The sequence below is a fragment of the Candidatus Pelagibacter sp. PS_37 genome (assembly GCF_059417825.1).
Genome location: NZ_CM182067.1, coordinates 685,342 through 702,433 on the forward strand (window position 1 = coordinate 685,342; position 17,092 = coordinate 702,433).

The window sequence follows — 17,092 nt, forward strand, 5'->3', positions numbered from 1 at the left end:
TTTAATTTAACTCTATGTTTAGTGCTAATGATTTAATTTCTTTAACTAGAACGTTGAATGACTCTGGAATTCCAGACTCAAAATTTTCTTCACCTTTAACAATCGTTTCGTAAACTTTAACTCTTCCAGCAACGTCATCTGACTTAACTGTTAAAATTTCTTGTAATGTGTACGAAGCTCCATACGCTTCAAGAGCCCACACTTCCATTTCACCAAATCTTTGTCCACCAAGTTGTGCTTTACCACCCAATGGCTGCTGTGTAACAAGACTATAAGGACCAGTAGATCTTGCGTGAATTTTATCCTCAACCAAGTGATGCAGTTTAAGCATATAAATAATACCAACGGTTACAGGTCTATCAAACATTTCACCTGTTCTACCATCCCATAAATTAGTTTGACCTGAAGTAGGTAGTTTTGCTAACTCAAGCATTTCAGAAACATCTTTTTCTTTAGCTCCATCAAATACTGGAGTTGAAATAGCTATACCATTTTGTAAGTTTTCACATAAATCTGAAAATTCAGTTTTGTTTAATTTTTCAATTCCACCATCAAACACTTCTTTACCATAAACAGATTTTAGGAATGATGAAATTTTTTCAGTTTTTTCAAATTTTTTATTATTTTCATTAACTAATCTTTTAACTTCTTCACCAAATTCTTTACAAGCCCAACCAAGGTGAGTTTCTAAGATTTGACCTACGTTCATACGACTTGGAACTCCAAGTGGATTTAATACAATGTCAACAGGTCTGCCATCTTCTCTATAAGGCATATCTTCAACAGGGACAATTTTACTGACTACACCCTTGTTTCCGTGTCTACCTGACATCTTATCACCTGGTCTTAATCTTCTTTTAATCGCAACGAAAACTTTTACCATTTTCATAACACTTGGTAATAAATCATCGCCACTTCTAATTTTTAAAACCTTATCTTCAAATCTTTCTTGAATATCTTGTTTTGCTTGATTGTATTGATCTTTTAATTGAGCAATACTCGCTTCATCATTAACATTGCCTACTGTTATCTTGAATACATCGTTAATATTAATTTTATTAATTATCTCAAGATCAAGTTTGGTACCTTCGTCTAAATCTTTTATTTTTTTAGTTAAAGAAGCTCCTGATAAAATTTGATTAGCTCTTTGTTTTATGCTTCTTTCTAGAATTTCTTCCTCTACAATTTTGTCTTGTTGAACAGTATCAATTTCTGCTCTTTCAATTGTAATAGATCTTTCATCTTTTTCTATACCATGTCTATTAAATACTCTAACATCAACAACCGTTCCACTGCTTCCTCTAGACATTTTTAATGATGTGTCAGTTACATCGATTGCTTTTTCACCAAAAATAGATCTTAATAATTTTTCCTCAGGTCCAGATGCTGAATCTCCTTTAGGTGTAACTTTACCAACTAATATATCACCAGCTTTTACTTCAGCGCCAATATAAACAATTCCAGATTCATCAAGGTTTTTTAGGGCTTCTTCATTTACATTTGGAATATCTCTAGTAATTTCTTCTTCACCCAATTTTGTATCTCTAGCCATAACTTCATATTCAACAATATGAACTGATGTAAATACATCGTCTGTAACACATCTTTCTGAAATTAAAATAGAATCTTCAAAATTGTAACCTTGCCAAGGCATAAATGCTACTGTCACATTTTTTCCGAGTGCTAACTCACCTAGTTTAGTAGATGGTCCGTCAGCAATAATATCTCCTGATTTAACTTTATCACCTACTCTAACAAGTGGTTTTTGGTTAATACATGTATTTTGGTTTGATCTTTTAAATTTTTGCAGGTTATAAATATCCACACCTGATTTAGTGAAATCCGTTTCTTCAGTTGCTTTGATTACAATTCTTTTTCCGTCAATTTTATCAACTGTACCATCACGACTAGCAACAATAGTTACACCTGAATCAAGAGCAACATCACTTTCAATTCCGGTACCAACTAAAGGAGACTCTGGTTTTAATAAAGGAACCGCTTGTCTCATCATGTTAGATCCCATTAGAGCTCTGTTCGCATCATCATTTTCTAAGAAAGGGATTAGAGAGGCTGCAACAGAAACTAACTGTTTAGGTGAAACATCAATATAATCAATTTTACTTGGATTTGATAAAACGAAGTTTAAATTTTCCCTACAAGGAACAAGTTCTTCTAAAATTTTTCCAGATTTATCTATTTTTGCATTAGCTTGAGCAATTGTATATTTTGTTTCTTCCATCGCTGAAAGATATTCAACTTTATCTTGAACTATACCGTTTAGAACTTTTTTATAAGGACTTTCAATAAAACCATACTTATTAATTTTAGCATAAGTAGATAAACTATTAATCAAACCAATGTTCGGTCCTTCAGGTGTTTCAATTGGACAAATTCTTCCGTAGTGAGTTGGATGAACGTCACGTACTTCAAACCCAGCTCTTTCTCTAGTTAACCCACCTGGTCCTAAAGCTGAAACTCTTCTTTTGTGTGTAATTTCTGATAATGGATTTGTTTGATCCATAAATTGAGAAAGTTGTGAACTTACAAAAAAATCTTTAAGAGAAACTGTTAATGGTTTTGCATTAATCAAATCTTGTGGCATTGCTGACTCAATATCAAGAGTTGTCATTTTTTCTTTAATCGCTCTTTCCATTCTGTAAACACCAATACGCGCTTGGTTTTCAACAAGTTCACCAACAGATCTTACTCTTCTGTTACCTAAGTGATCAATATCATCAACTTCATCTTTACCATCTCTTAAATCTAACATTTTATGAACGATAGCAATTATGTCGTCATTTCTTAAAATTGTAATTTTATCAGAACACTCAAGGTTCAGTCTCGAGTTCATCTTAACTCTACCAACATCAGAAAGGTCGTATCTATCTGAACTAAAGAACAGATTGTTAAATATCTGTGTAGCAATCTCAACTGTTGGTGGTTCACCTGGTCTTAAAACCTTGTAAATTTCAGTAATTGCATCATTTTTTGAATTATTTTTATCATTTAAAATTGTTGTTAATAAATAAGGTCCTTTATTAATAGAATTAGTAATAGAAATTTCAATTGAGCTAATATTAGCCTCTAAAATTTGCTTAATAATAGTGTCATTTAACTCTGTACCTATTCCAAAAGTACCTTCTTCTTCATCATCACTAACTTTAACTTCATTATGCAAATATTTTCCAATCAAAGACTCTTGAGATACAAGAATGTCTTTAAGCCCATCTGAAGCTAACTTTTTAGCAGTTAAAAAATTAATTTTATCACCAAGCTTAATTACAACATTTCCTGTTTTAGCATCAGTAACTTCTTCAGAAAAATTTTTTGCTTTGTAGTTTTCAGGATTAAATTTTGTTTTCCATTTACCTGTTTTTGCATCAAACGAATAAGTGTCTTTATCATAAAACTCATCAGCAATTTCTGATTTAGTTAAACCTAAAGCCATCAAAAGAGTTGAAGCAAATATTTTTTTCTTTCTATCAATCTTAAAATATAAAAAATCTTTAACATCGTATTCTAAATCTAACCAAGATCCTCTGTTAGGAATAACTCTACAATTAAATAATAATTTACCACTTGCATGTGATTTACCTTTATCATGATCAAAGAAAACACCCGGACTTCTGTGCATTTGGTTTACAACAACTCTTTGAACACCGTTTGTTATAAAAGTTCCACTATCAGTCATCATAGGCACTTCACCCATATAAACTTCCTGCTCTTTGGCAGATAAAATATCTTTAGTATTGTTTTCTTGGTCAATTTCGTAAACAACCAATCTCAAAGTACATTTTAACGCTGACGTAAAAGATAATCCTCTTTGAATACATTCTTCAGTATCAAATTTTGGTTTTTCAAGTCTATAAGAAACATATTCTAATGTTGCTTTATCATTTAAATCTTCTATTGGAAAAATACTTTTAAAAACTCTATCAAATCCTTTTGATAAATCTCCAGCTTCACTGTCAAAATCAGTAAGTTGTTTGTATGAATTTTTTTGAACTTCAATTAAATTTGGAATAGATAAAGTTTCCGCAAGCTTTCCAAAGCTTTTTCTTACATTTTTCTTTTGAGTAAAAGATAATTGCATTTATTACTAATCACTGATTAATAAATTAACCAGTTATGAAATCTTTCTAATTAATTTATTTAAGTTCTACTTTTGCGCCAGCTGCTTCCAACTTAGCCTTGATCTCTTCAGCATCTTTTTTGTTTACACCAGACTTAACTTCTTTTGGTGCACCCTCAACTAAATCTTTTGCTTCTTTAAGACCTAAAGATGTTGCTGCTCTAACTTCTTTAATAACATTAATTTTTTTATCACCTGCAGAAATTAACATGATTGTAAAATCATCTTTTGCTTCTTCAGCTGCACCGCCTGCTGCTGCTGCTGGTGCTGCTGCAGCCATAGCTGTAACACCCCACTTTTCTTCAAGCTGTTTTGAAAGTTCAGCTGCTTCAACGACAGTTAAACTTGATAAGTCTTCAATAATTTTGTTTAGATCAGGCATATTTTTTTTTACTCTTTAGGTTGTTTTTTAAGAATTTTCTGGGCTCAAACTACTCATTTTTTCGGATCGTGCAAGTAAAATACTTACTAATTTTGATGCTGGTGTAGCCAAAATTCCGACAAGATTAGCTCTTGCTTCATCAAGTGTTGGTAAATTTGCTACATTTTGAACTGCAGCTTGGTCTAATACCTCATTACCCATAATTCCACCTAAAAGTTTCAAACTTTCGTTTGTTTTGGCAAATTTAGATAAAATTCTAGCTGATATTATCGCGTCATTAGAAAAAGCAACTGCAGTAGCGCCTGTAAATAAATTTGATAGCTCCTTACACTTAGTTTTTTCTAGTGCAATTTTTGTAATTCTATTTTTTGTTATAGTGAACTTAATGCCATGTTCTCTCATTTGCGCTCTAAGTTCATCAAGTTGAGACATTGTAAGTCCTTGGTAGTGAGTTACCATTACAGCTTCATTATTCTGAAACTGTGTTTCCATTTCACTAATATAATTCTTTTTTTGTTCCTTGTTCATCATAACTATATAGCTTTTCCTAATTTAACTTTATACGAAACACCCATGCTTGACGTTATAAAAGTATTTTTTATTAAGTCACCTTTTAAAGTTAGGTTTCCTTTTTCTTTTTCTAAAGTATCTAAAATAGCATGAAAATTTTTAAGTAATTGATCATCATGGAAAGATTTCTTGCCTATACTTACACCAATATTTCCATCTTTATCGTTTCTAATTTCTGCTTGTCCTGATTTAGCATTTGTTACAGCTTGCTTAATGTCCTCTGAAACTGATCCTAATTTTGGGTTAGGCATTAATCCTTTTGGACCTAAAACTTTTCCAAGCTTAGATAATTTAACCATCATACCTGGTGTACAAATTAATTTTTCAAAATTAAGTTCACCAGCTTTAATTTTATCAATAAATTCATCGCTACCAACTATATCAGCGCCAGCATCTTTGGCTTCTTTGGCTTTTGTATCCTCACAAACAACAGCTACTTTTACTTTTTTACCTGTTCCACCAGGTAAGTTAACTACAGTTCTAATATTTACTTCACCTTTTTTTTGTTTGTTGTTCACTTGAAAGCTCAAGTCAATTGATTCATCAAATTTTGTAGTACAATTTTTTTTAACAGTCGCTAATAAATTTTCAATAACATCAGCAGTTAAATCTTTTGTTTTTTCAGGTAATTGTTTAAATCTTTTTGATGGCATTAGTCTTTAACCTCTATCCCCATTGATCTTGCTGATCCTGCAATAATTTTTACCGCTTGCTCAAGATCGTGAGCATTAAGATCTTTCATCTTTTGGGTTGCAATTTCTTCTGCTTGTTTTTTTGTAATTGATCCAGCAATACTTCTGCCTGGCTCTTTAGATCCACCTTTAAGTTTAGCAGCTTCTTTAATAAAATGTGATGCTGGCGGTGATTTAATTTCAAAATCAAATTTTTTATCTTTATATACTGTGATAACTACTGGAATTGGTTTTCCAGCAAATGCTTTTGTTTTATCGTTAAAAGCTTTACAAAATTCCATTATATTAATTCCACGTTGACCTAACGCAGGACCAACTGGCGGTGCTGGATTGGCTTGGCCACCCATAATTTGTAACTTTATATATCCACTAATTTCTTTTGCCATTAACTTGCTTTCTCTACTTGGTTATATTCTAAATCAACTGGTGTTGGTCTTCCAAATATTGAAACTGAAACCTTAAGTCTTGATTTCTCTTCATCTATATCTTCAACCATACCGCTGAATGATGCAAAAGGACCGTCAACGACCTGAACTTTTTCACCAATGCTGTATTCTATACCAGATTTTGGCTGAGCTACACCATCTTTTATTTGTCCTAAAATCTTTTCTATTTCTTTATCTGAAACAGGAACAGGAATGCCCTTTGAACCTAAAAACCCACTCACACGCTTTAAGTTTTTAATTAAATGATAAAGATCATTATCCATTTCACTTTTAATCAAAACATAACCAGGAAAGTATTTCTTTTTTCTCTGAATTCTCTTTCCTCTTTTTACTTCTGTTACATCGTGTGTTGGAACAACAATTTCTTCAATTTTGTCAGAAATTTTTGCTTTTTCAGCTTCTTCCTTAATTAATCCAGCAACTTTATTCTCAAAATTTGAGTGAGATTGAACAATATACCAATTTTTCATTAAATACTTACCTTTAGTAAAGCTTCCAATAAAAATTTAAGTACTTGATCAAGAAGCAAAAAGAAAAGAGACATAATAACTGCCATAGCAAATACCATTAATGCACCTTGCATTGTCTCTTTTCCTGTAGGCCAAGAAACTTTAAAGGCTTCTTGTTTAACTTCCTGGATAAATTTTATCGGGTTTTTCATAATATACTGTTTAGCTTATTGGCAGGAGCGGAGGGAATCGAACCCTCAACCTCCGGTTTTGGAGACCGGCACTCTACCAATTGAGCTACACTCCTATAGAGTTTACTCTATAATTTTAGTTACTACTCCAGCTCCAACTGTTCTACCACCTTCACGAATAGCAAAGTTTAATTTTTCGCTCATCGCTATTGGAGTAATTAATGTAACAGTGAATTTAGCGTCATCACCAGGCATAACCATTTCAGTTCCAGCTGGTAATGTAACTTCTCCAGTTACATCAGTTGTTCTAAAGTAAAACTGAGGTCTGTATTTAGTAAAGAAAGGAGTGTGTCTTCCACCCTCATCTTTTTTAAGTACATAGGCCTGAGCTTCAAATTTAGTGTGTGGTGTAATTGAAGCAGGTTTACAAAGAACTTGTCCTCTTTGAATGTCATCACGTTCAACACCTCTTAATAGTATACCAACGTTATCCCCTGCTTCACCAGAATCTAAAAGTTTTCTGAACATTTCAACACCAGTACAAACTGATTTTTTAGTTGCAGTAACCCCTACAATTTCAACTTCTTCACCAGTTTTAATAACACCAGATTCAATTCTTCCAGTTGCAACAGTTCCTCTACCTGAAATTGAGAAAACATCCTCAACAGGCATTAGGAAAGGTTTGTCAATATCTCTAGTTGGTTGAGGAATAAATTCATCAACAGCTTTCATTAATTCTATAATAGAATTTTTTCCAATTTCTTCATCTCTACCTTCAACAGCAGCTAATGCAGATCCTTTAACGATAGGAGTTTTATCACCTGGATATTTGTATGAAGTTAAAAGTTCTCTAATTTCTTCTTCAACAAGTTCAATCATATCTTTATCATCAACTTGATCTACTTTATTTAAGTAAACAACAATTGCAGGAATACCAACTTGTCTTCCTAAAAGAATGTGTTCTCTAGTTTGAGGCATAGGACCATCAGCAGCATTAACCACTAAGATAGCTCCATCCATTTGAGCTGCACCGGTAATCATGTTTTTTACATAGTCAGCGTGACCTGGGCAATCAACGTGTGCGTAGTGTCTTTTTTCAGTTTCATATTCAACGTGAGCAGTTGAAATTGTAATCCCTCTTTCTTTTTCTTCAGGGGCTTTATCAATCTGATCGTAAGCAACAGCTTTTCCTCCACCAAGTTCTGCTAATGTAATTGTGATAGCAGCTGTTAATGTTGTCTTACCATGGTCGACATGACCAATTGTACCGATGTTACAGTGTGGTTTATTTCTTACGAACTTTTCTTTTGACATTACGTTTTTACCTCAGTTTTAGTTTTATTAATAATTTCTTTTTTTCTTGGAGCGGGTAAAGAGAATCGAACTCTTACATCCAGCTTGGAAGGCTAGCGTTCTACCATTGAACTACACCCGCACAACATCAAGAATAACACTCCATTGTTATAAAAAATTTTATTGATTGGTGGAGGGGGAAAGATTCGAACTTTCGAAGACCGAAGTCAACGGGTTTACAGCCCGCCCCATTTGACCGCTCTGGAACCCCTCCTTTTTGGGGAAGTGTCCCCTTGCTCAATAAAGCTTCAAACAACATGCGTTTTATATATTTTTATTATGCAATTGCAACACGAGATTTACTGTGAAAATGGAGGAAAATACGTATAAAACAAAGATAATTTTATGAATAAATCATCTTTTTTAATCGTTGGTCAACATGCTGTAATTGAGGCTTTAAGAAACCCAAAAAGAAAGGTTTTAAAAGTTTTTTTAACAGAAGAAAGTAAAAAAAATATTCATAGAAAAAACCCAAAGAAGAATGTCCTTGAAGACGTTAAAGTCTATTTTAAATCAAAAAAAGAATTAGATAAGTATACCTCTAAAGATCAAATTATGCACGGTGGGTACATTGCAGAAGTTGAGCATATCGATCAACCCGACTTAAAAGAATTTATAAAAGGAAAAAATGAATTAACATTTGTTTGCATAGATGAAGTAACAGATCCTAGAAATATTGGATCGTTAATTAGAAGTGCTTCTTCATTTCATATAGATGGATTAATAGTTAAAGAAAGACAATTCCCGTCTGATAGTAAGCTTATGTATAAAGCCGCAAGTGGATGCATGGAGCATATTAATATTTTTGAAGTATCAAACATAAATTCAACACTTAAAAATTTAAGAGAAAAGAATTTTTGGGTTTATGGGTTTGATGCAAGAGGAGAAAAAGACTTTACAGAAATTAAATGGGAAGGAAAGAATGTTCTTTTATTTGGATCTGAAGGTTTCGGTATGAGAGAACATACTGGAAAGTACACAGATTTTTTTGTGAAGATTGACATAAATAAGGATGTAGAAAGCTTAAATATCTCAAATAGTGCAGCGATTGTGTTTCATCATTTAAGTTATTTGAAAAAAAATTCTTGATTAGTCTAAGATTTCTTAATAGAAATCGTTTATGCCCTTGTAGCTCAGCTGGTAGAGCAATTGATTTGTAATCAATAGGTCCGCGGTTCGACTCCGTGCGGGGGCACCATCACTCCAGTAGAAATATCTGTAAACACTTGGTTAATTGTTTCTACTTTCTATTCCTAGATTATCCTATACCGAGTCATCTGACAACAACAAGTGTCGTCATAGTGTCGTCAAATCAAGAGTCAAAATTTCTATCAAGTGCTCGTCCTACGGACTCGCACGGTCCATCAATAGAGGTACCAGTCGACTTTGCAAATTGGAATCATTTTAACGCCCCCACCACCCTTTTTTGTTTTAGGGGAGGTAATAGTTTTACCTTTAGGGTTAGTAAGAGGCATCTAGAGTCTATGAAATCGTTTTCGAGTCTACCTGTTGAAAATTTTAAAAATTTTAAAAATTGACCTATGTATGGACTCGCAATCAGTATATCCTTGCTGATATATGGCCTGGTATAGCGAACAACATCACTCTGAATCTTTTAGCAATATAGAATATGATCGTTGCATATTTTGTGGTGGAGATAGAACTGTTATTGCAAAGAAAAACTTCAAGATAGTATTTAGTGAATTCGAGGAGCAAACTGGAAGTATCTGCAGGACTTGCTATCACGCTAACGCCACCAAACAATATATTGGTTAATAATATTTAAAAAAATTCTACAAAAATTTTACCAAAAAGTTCCTCCGAAAGACTTACTGGGTTAACTAGGTTAACTTCCTATTGTTGTCCTGCTGCAGATATTAAATAACTCGCAATAAGACTCACCAATCAAAGAACTGGAACACGGACTAAAGCTGACTTTGCAAGTATACATTAGTTAACATTTAGGGGAACTGGGCGGAACAATTAGAGTTACGGTTTTGTCCTGTTTATTGTTACGGTTAATGTAGATAGTAACGTTGAAAAAAATTGAGTCTTTGCAATACTAAATTAAATATTTGGAGGTTACTTACGCGTTACTAAACGTAACTTTCATAGTTACGTTTTTGTTTACGGTTAAATGTAAATGTACGGTGAAACAAGCGACGTGGTTACCTTAAATCGAGTTAAGTAGTTAGCATAACTTAACCTGAATTATTTATTGATAAGACTCATCTTTTGCATTCATTCAAGCTAAATTTGGCTAAAAAATTTTAGGTTACTGGAGGTAACTTTCAAAGTAACTAACCGTAATAATACCGCCTCTTGGAGCTGCTGAATACTTTTTCATTTCGAGCCATACGAAGCTAAATTGCAAAGTGTCAAAAAATATTTCATTCTTAACTGCAGTTGGAAAGATTTGACGGCTTCACGATTTGCATCGTTTCGTTCGTATTAGGTGTTTTTTAAATTATTTAAATTCACTAAAGAATGCTTTTCGATTGTTTTCTGCTGCCATCATTTTTTTAATGTCAGCAACTGTCATATGACACTCAAGATAAACTGTTGCTTCAATAATTAATTTTCCTAAATCTTTGTTTGAAAGCTCTATATTATTAGCTTGTGTCAATTTTAAACTATTTGAGTTTGCAAATGTCCTTAACGTTGAGGATTTGATACCAAAATGAAAACCTTCAACACCTTCTTCAATCCAAGATGATACGGCTATACCTACAACATTACCTTTTTGATTAATAATTGGCCCACCACTATTTCCCGCATTTATAACTGTATCGGTTTGAAATTCTGAATAATTATCTCCACTTCCTGCAAGAGCTGTTACTACTCCTTTACTAGTTTTAATCGCAGAGCTTATTTTAGTAAGGGGAAAACCTGCAACAATAATATCATCTAGCAATGAAACATCATTATTAGATACTGAAAAGATACGCTCTGGTTTAATATTTGTTATTAGTATTGCTATGTCATTAGCTTTATCAACTGCTAATATCTGTGTATCTATTTGGTTACCTTTAAAGTTAACTTTGGTTGTATTGCAGCCATCTATAACGTGATGGTTGGTTATTATATGACCCTCACTTGAAACAAAGAACCCTGAACCTGAACCTGCAAGAACTACTTTGTTATCATCTGGGCTTACCTCTGGTTTTTTCTTTTCTTTTTCAGGTTCTTTCTTTTTAGGTTTTTCTGAGAAACGAACACCTTTAATAATCTCCTCTGGTTTTAAGGTTTTTTCAAATTTATCCACTTCATCGTCCCAGGGATGTCTTACAAACTCAGTGCCATTAAATGTGTCTAACCAACCGTATATTTCATATTTAAATAATAAACATCCGTCCTCTCTAATATTCTTCAATTTTGATTCTACTTTACATTTGTCTAATGCTTTTTTTTTGAAATTTCGAGAGATTTCTTGCCCATAAAATGTGAATATATTCCATCATATACTTTCTCTGTATTACCTTTTGATAGCTCCATATCAAAATAATTTTTATATACTGCAATATATCTTTTCGCATAAGCATTCCCACTCAACAACAAACCCAGAACCAAGATCCCTAAAATCTTTTTCATGAATTTATGTTTTGAGCTATTGAAGATAAGATCATAATTCTTTAACGTTTATTAATTTTAAGTATGATCATTGATGCATATTTAATTTTTCAATAGCATTACAATATTTTGAAAACCTTACAGTTTTAAATGGGATGTTTTTATTTATTTCACTTTCATTCAAATAATTATTCGATTTAACCTCAATTATAATTTCAGGATCATAAGAATATACTAAATTTTTAAGATTAATCTTAAATTTAGCGTATGAAATATTTTCATCGTAAGTAATTCTTTCATTTTCAATTTTATAATAAAACCTTTTGTACGAAACTATTAATTTAGGCATACATATACCATACATGTTATCAAAAAATCCAGTTTTGATAATACTTGGAAAATTATTTATTTCCTGTGTTAATTTTGATCTTCCATAAGGGGAAGTGTATTTAAATTCTAATTTTTTATTATTATTAATTAAATCTAAACTATCATAAGTTCTAATTCTTATTTTTTTTCTTTTACTAATACCCTCAACAGAATCTGTATAAATTGATAAATCGTTATTATCAAAATAAATCGAATATATTTGTCTAGGCTTAAAAATTAATTTTGCTTTTTTTTCTTTTAGCCAATTAAAAAAAGATATTTTATTTGTCTTGTCAATATCAATTTTATTTTCTATTCTTCTGGTCATAAAGAGGAAGTAATAATGGAGTTATTATCAAACATGATTGGGTTTCCGTTACAAAAAACTTTTTTTTTATCATAGACAATTCTTGCTCCATTGTATTGTGGCTTACCTCTATAAGCATGCAAGCATTTATTTGTATTTTTTAAATTTAGATTATGCACAATTACGGTAGAAGAATCTTTTGCAATAATACCATTAGAGGAATCTTTTATAATAGCTTTGTGAACTTCAGTGAAAGAATGTTCGCCACTTGATATGGCTTTATCGTAACATTCATGTAACTCAACATCTTCAAAAATGTATTTTCCTCTTTTAACACCTATGCATTCTCCTCTACTTTTTTTTACATAAATTTTTTTGATTAATAAATTCGAAAACTCACTATCAAAGCTGTCTAATGATGAATTAACTATATTAATATTGCTAAATGAACCATTTGAATTTAAGATTTCAATACTGTTTGGACACTTTGAATTAATTGATTTAAATGAAATATTTGAAAAACTGCTATCAACAAAGCTTAAACACCCGCCAAGCATGTTTTGATCTCTTTTGTAGCTTATCCTTTCATTTTTATTAATTCCTACTAATGAGATATTCCAATTATCTAGTGTAGATCTGAAGAAAACAAAACGATCATTTTCACTGTCTTGTAATAAGTCAATTTTTTTAATTTTTTTATCAATTTTAATATTTTCAAATTTTCCATTAAAATATAAATAATTATCATTATCAATTTTTATTTTTTTAAAGTTTTTAAGACCGTGTTTTTTTGGCTCATTATTGTTTAAATAATCTTCCTTAGAGGTTCGTATATATAAAAGCTCCTTGTTATCAATAATTGAAAATTTATCTTTTAAAACCTTGTAAAATTGTTTATTAGATAATTCTTTCTTTTCACAATTTGTTAAATCAATATTGCAGATCTCAAAATTATTATTAAAACCACCAAATAACAAATAGAAATTTAAACTTTTGCTTTCAAAATGATTTTTAAAATAATTTTTAGTATAAAGTGATTCATGTTTTTCTTCTTTATAGGTTTTCATTTGTTCTAAATTTTTGATAATTTTATCAAACAATCTATCAATTTCTTTTTCTTGTAAATATAAGCCTTTTAAAAAAAGCTTGTCCCTAATATCAATTTTATTAAGTTTATTAATTTTTTGTTGCAACTGGCCAATGTGTTTAATTTCATTTTCAGTAATGTAACCAAAATTTATTGGGTCCTGAGTTAAGCCTTTTTTGCTTAATATATCTGGTCCAGCATCATTGTAAATTGGTTCTAAAATATCCTGCATAGGATTGTAATAAAACAACCTGTCCTCAAGTGCCAAACCATGAGTAGCATTAACAGCTTTCATTAAAAGATGAAATGAACTTATCTCTTTATAATTAGAGTTGGTTTCTTTTTTTAAATTAGATAAATACACTATGCCTTTTTTGTAATTACTTGCCAACTTTAATTCAGAGTTAGCACAGCAATTTCTACCATCACCTAATCCTAAAACATTTAAGTATTCATAATTCAATTTGTCTAACCCAAATAAATATGCATTTTTATTTTTTTCAGAAATTCCATCATTATCGATGCTTTTTAACCTTGTTAAAATATAACTTCTTCTAAAATCAAAAGACGATGTTCTTATATTTTGATTGTTATTTCCATTACCTGTTAAAAAAAAACCATTATTTCTCTTCTGGTTTTTCATCATTTCTAACGAAGGCATTTCCATAAACAAATAATCAGCTATTTCACGATTATTAATTCTTACTTTTACTTTATAATAATCTGGCGTTAAGAACCCAAGTTCTTTAGATAAAGTTGAGGCAAAAATTTCTTCGTTAAAATTTCTAGTTTTCGGTAATAACAAAGTAAACTTATGAACAAAATTAATATGACTATTTGATAAATGAATTCTTAGTGAAGTGTTAAAATTTTTTTTATCTATATGGTCCATCCCACCTCCATGTATCTTAACATCACCTTTCATTGAGCAGACAATCTCATCACTAAAATGAACATCTAATTTTACTTTTTGATATGTTTTATTTATTTTAGGTATGCCGCCCCCATCCCTTGCAACAGACCTAATAACTTTTCTAAACCACTTGTGAGAATTTGGTATTGTGACATCTATAAATTTTGGATAAAGAGTTTTGTTTTCAAAACCAGAAAAAAATTTTGAATTTTTTTTACAATAATCAATATTCATTGATGAAGCAAACAATATGCTAGGACAAAATAAAAAATTAATTAAAATAAATAGTATTGATACTTTTAATTTCTGATTCAAATTTTTTAATTTCATTTAAAAAGTGTTTTGTAGATTCTTTATTTTTTGATGAAAACCTATACATAAAATAATTATCCTCATAGTTTTCATGAAATTGAATTAAGTTTTTAAATTCTTTTAATTCAGTGCTTGAGTTTATAGCTGTTATTTCTATTGTATCATAAATGTTTCCATCACTAAAACTTAATGATGGAAAAATCTGTTTATCAAATCTTTTTAAAAACTTATTTACTTCTTTTGATAAAATTAAAACTACAATTATAGTTAAGTTTAAAGCAATACCGTGTCGTGTTCCTTGCGAATATGCAATTCCTATTGTTACAAGAGCAAAATAAATAACCAACTCTAGTGGATTTTTTACTGGATTCCTAAATCTAACTATAGATAAAGCCCCTATCATTCCTAGGGATAATGCTATATTTCCAGAAATTACTTTTGTGATAGTTAAAGTGACAATTGGTAACAGTAAATAAGAAATTGTGTGATGATATGTTTGAACCCAATTTTGATCTGAGTACGATAATGCATATCTAATAGATAAACCAGCAACTAAACATAATAAAACTTCCTCAATCATTCAAAAATCCTATCATTAAATTTAACTTCTTTAAATATTTAATATTAATTGTGAGGTTAAATTATATTTATATTGTCTTGCTTTAAATGTATCTTTTGAAAGGTTTAATTTTACATCATCTAATTTTATAGATTGTCCCTGATTCGTGGTTAAAACTGCACTATTCGTGGTCCTTTATGAATTGAATAACACTTCCGGCAAATTGGACCTGTGTTCAGGTTGCCCTCTCCAAGCTCCATAGTGATTGAGGCTTGAACCTCTTCTTGATCACCACAGTTTATGCAACGATCGACAATAGGTTTGTTGAAAGGATTTTCTGTTAAAGATGAATGGCCTCTAGACCAACTCATATTGAAATATTTTTTGGTAGAATTTTTGTAGAATTTTTTTTCATTTATTTTTTAAAATAATATTTTTTTTAAGTTAAAGGAATCTTTATTTTTATTTTATACCCGAAATCTATTTTAATGTGACTAGCTGTCTAAAACCTTAATCTTTACAGCTATATAATCTAAAGGTTAAACTATATGAAAGGATCGTGTTTAAGACTCCAAATCCTCATTCTAAACGCGAATGGTACCTCTTCGAGTCCGTTCGGCTATGCAAGAACGAGCGGAGCAACAGCGACGCTCCTAGGCCGATCTGTGATCGGAAAAGACTCGTAAGAGTTGTAATAAGATAAAAAAGATTAGCAAAAAACTGTGTTGAAAAACCGCATAAAGATTCATTAATTCGTTGCTAAAAGATTCCTATAGGTTGCATTAACACTTAACGCCGTTGTTGATTAGTAGAGCGTATAAATATTCATGTGAAGTGAAATTGAAGTGAAATATCTTTAACCAACTTGACGTGTGTCTAGAAGTAAGTAGTATCAATAGTTAATGAAATGAAATTGTTTCTGCTTGTTGATTTGTAATCAATAGGTCCGCGGTTCGACTCCGTGCGGGGGCACCATCACTTAATTATTTGAAGTTTCTTTACGTGTTTGTTCAATCTTTATTTTTTTGTGAAGACTGTTATTTTTATCATATAATAATTCAAAGCTAATTTTTTTATTGGCTTGAATTTTAATTGTCTTTGCATTTCTAACCTCAAAATTATCTGCAACAGCGCTAATAGGTCTTTTACTTGTATCTAAATTTTTTATTAAAATTTTAGATTTATCACTAATAATTGTACCCTTCCATCTTCTAGGTCTAAAAGGACTAATCGGAGTTACTGCTAATTTTCTTGAATCTAAATTTAGAATTGGTCCATGTGCTGATAAATTATAAGCTGTACTACCTGCCGGTGTTGAAACTAACACGCCATCAGAGATTAGATTTTTAATAATATTTTTCTTATTAGCAGTAATCGAAATTGATGATGCCTGCTTACTTTGTCTTAATATTGACACCTCATTAATAGCTATTGATTTTTTTGTTTGATTTTTTTTATTAGTTACAGTCATTTGTAGAGGATAAATCTTTACACTGTTAGAGATATTCAAATTTTTAATAAAGTTTTCATTAGAAAACTTATTCATCAAAAAACCATAGTTTCCAGAATTAATTCCATAGAAAGGTTTTTTATATATATGTAATTTTTTTAAAGTTTGAAGCATGAAACCATCTCCTCCTAGAACAATTATTATGTTGGATTTTCTTAAAGATGTAATGTTAACTTTTTTAATAAGAATTGATTTAATCTTAAGGGAGACTTTGGTTTTATCAACTACTAAATATACTTTATCTCTCATT

General features: G+C 30.9%; 14 protein-coding genes and 4 tRNA genes. 2 read left to right on the top strand and 16 right to left on the bottom strand.

The window, feature by feature from the left end; translation table 11 throughout:
- Position 1 precedes the first annotated feature (1 nt).
- From rpoB to AC5SL9_RS03700, 11 genes are all read right to left on the bottom strand, one after another.
- Positions 2-4,093: a DNA-directed RNA polymerase subunit beta gene (rpoB, locus tag AC5SL9_RS03650; RefSeq protein WP_011282159.1), complete on the bottom strand. Its 4,092-nt coding sequence runs from the start codon at positions 4,091-4,093 to the stop codon at positions 2-4.
- Between the two features lie 55 nt (positions 4,094-4,148).
- On the bottom strand, positions 4,149-4,514 hold the full coding sequence (gene rplL, locus AC5SL9_RS03655) for a 50S ribosomal protein L7/L12 (RefSeq protein ID WP_006996804.1): 366 nt from the start codon (positions 4,512-4,514) through the stop codon (positions 4,149-4,151).
- Positions 4,515-4,541: 27 nt separating this feature from the next.
- Positions 4,542-5,042, bottom strand: coding sequence for a 50S ribosomal protein L10 (gene rplJ, locus AC5SL9_RS03660; RefSeq protein ID WP_006996803.1), 501 nt, complete (start codon positions 5,040-5,042; stop codon positions 4,542-4,544).
- Between the two features lie 5 nt (positions 5,043-5,047).
- The gene (gene rplA, locus AC5SL9_RS03665) at positions 5,048-5,737 is read right to left on the bottom strand and encodes a 50S ribosomal protein L1 (RefSeq protein WP_011282160.1); all 690 of its coding nucleotides are present in this window, start codon (positions 5,735-5,737) and stop codon (positions 5,048-5,050) included.
- Positions 5,737-6,162 (bottom strand): 50S ribosomal protein L11, encoded by a 426-nt coding sequence (gene rplK / locus AC5SL9_RS03670; RefSeq protein WP_006996801.1) that lies wholly within the window; start codon positions 6,160-6,162, stop codon positions 5,737-5,739. The genes rplA and rplK overlap by 1 nt, the downstream gene beginning before the upstream one ends.
- Positions 6,162-6,692 (bottom strand): transcription termination/antitermination protein NusG, encoded by a 531-nt coding sequence (nusG, locus tag AC5SL9_RS03675; RefSeq protein ID WP_006996800.1) that lies wholly within the window; start codon positions 6,690-6,692, stop codon positions 6,162-6,164. The genes rplK and nusG overlap by 1 nt, the downstream gene beginning before the upstream one ends.
- A complete protein-coding gene (gene secE / locus AC5SL9_RS03680) occupies positions 6,692-6,883 on the bottom strand; it encodes a preprotein translocase subunit SecE (protein ID WP_006996799.1) in 192 nt (63 codons plus the stop codon). The genes nusG and secE overlap by 1 nt, the downstream gene beginning before the upstream one ends.
- A 19-nt stretch (positions 6,884-6,902) precedes the next feature.
- Positions 6,903-6,978: transfer RNA gene (locus AC5SL9_RS03685), tRNA-Trp, on the bottom strand.
- 7 nt (positions 6,979-6,985) lie between these two features.
- A complete protein-coding gene (tuf, locus tag AC5SL9_RS03690) occupies positions 6,986-8,176 on the bottom strand; it encodes an elongation factor Tu (protein ID WP_006996798.1) in 1,191 nt (396 codons plus the stop codon).
- 47 nt (positions 8,177-8,223) lie between these two features.
- A tRNA-Gly gene (locus AC5SL9_RS03695) sits at positions 8,224-8,297 on the bottom strand.
- Positions 8,298-8,343: 46 nt separating this feature from the next.
- Positions 8,344-8,429: transfer RNA gene (locus AC5SL9_RS03700), tRNA-Tyr, on the bottom strand.
- A 131-nt stretch (positions 8,430-8,560) separates the two neighbouring features.
- Between AC5SL9_RS03700 and rlmB the strand changes: the two genes are divergently transcribed.
- Both rlmB and AC5SL9_RS03710 read left to right on the top strand, forming a co-directional pair.
- Positions 8,561-9,304, top strand: a complete 744-nt coding sequence (gene rlmB / locus AC5SL9_RS03705) for a 23S rRNA (guanosine(2251)-2'-O)-methyltransferase RlmB (protein ID WP_006996797.1) — start codon at positions 8,561-8,563, stop codon at positions 9,302-9,304.
- A gap of 33 nt (positions 9,305-9,337) precedes the next feature.
- Positions 9,338-9,413, top strand: a tRNA-Thr gene (locus AC5SL9_RS03710).
- Between the two features lie 1,269 nt (positions 9,414-10,682).
- On the opposite strand, the gene AC5SL9_RS03715 is transcribed toward AC5SL9_RS03710, so the two are convergent.
- The 5 genes from AC5SL9_RS03715 to AC5SL9_RS03735 form a co-directional block, all read right to left on the bottom strand.
- On the bottom strand, positions 10,683-11,588 hold the full coding sequence (locus tag AC5SL9_RS03715) for a S1 family peptidase (RefSeq protein WP_494573792.1): 906 nt from the start codon (positions 11,586-11,588) through the stop codon (positions 10,683-10,685).
- A gap of 285 nt (positions 11,589-11,873) precedes the next feature.
- Positions 11,874-12,482, bottom strand: a complete 609-nt coding sequence (locus tag AC5SL9_RS03720) for a VTC domain-containing protein (RefSeq protein ID WP_494573793.1) — start codon at positions 12,480-12,482, stop codon at positions 11,874-11,876.
- Entirely contained in the window at positions 12,479-14,695 is a 2,217-nt protein-coding gene (locus AC5SL9_RS03725) for a hypothetical protein (RefSeq protein WP_494573794.1), read from the bottom strand. The genes AC5SL9_RS03720 and AC5SL9_RS03725 overlap by 4 nt, the downstream gene beginning before the upstream one ends.
- A 37-nt stretch (positions 14,696-14,732) precedes the next feature.
- Positions 14,733-15,353 carry a DUF4956 domain-containing protein gene (locus AC5SL9_RS03730; RefSeq protein ID WP_494573795.1) on the bottom strand — a complete coding sequence of 207 codons (621 nt, stop codon included), beginning with the start codon at positions 15,351-15,353 and terminating at the stop codon, positions 14,733-14,735.
- Between the two features lie 958 nt (positions 15,354-16,311).
- Complete coding sequence (locus tag AC5SL9_RS03735) at positions 16,312-17,091, bottom strand: NAD kinase (RefSeq protein ID WP_494573796.1); 780 nt, start codon at positions 17,089-17,091, stop codon at positions 16,312-16,314.
- Position 17,092: the final 1 nt, after the last annotated feature.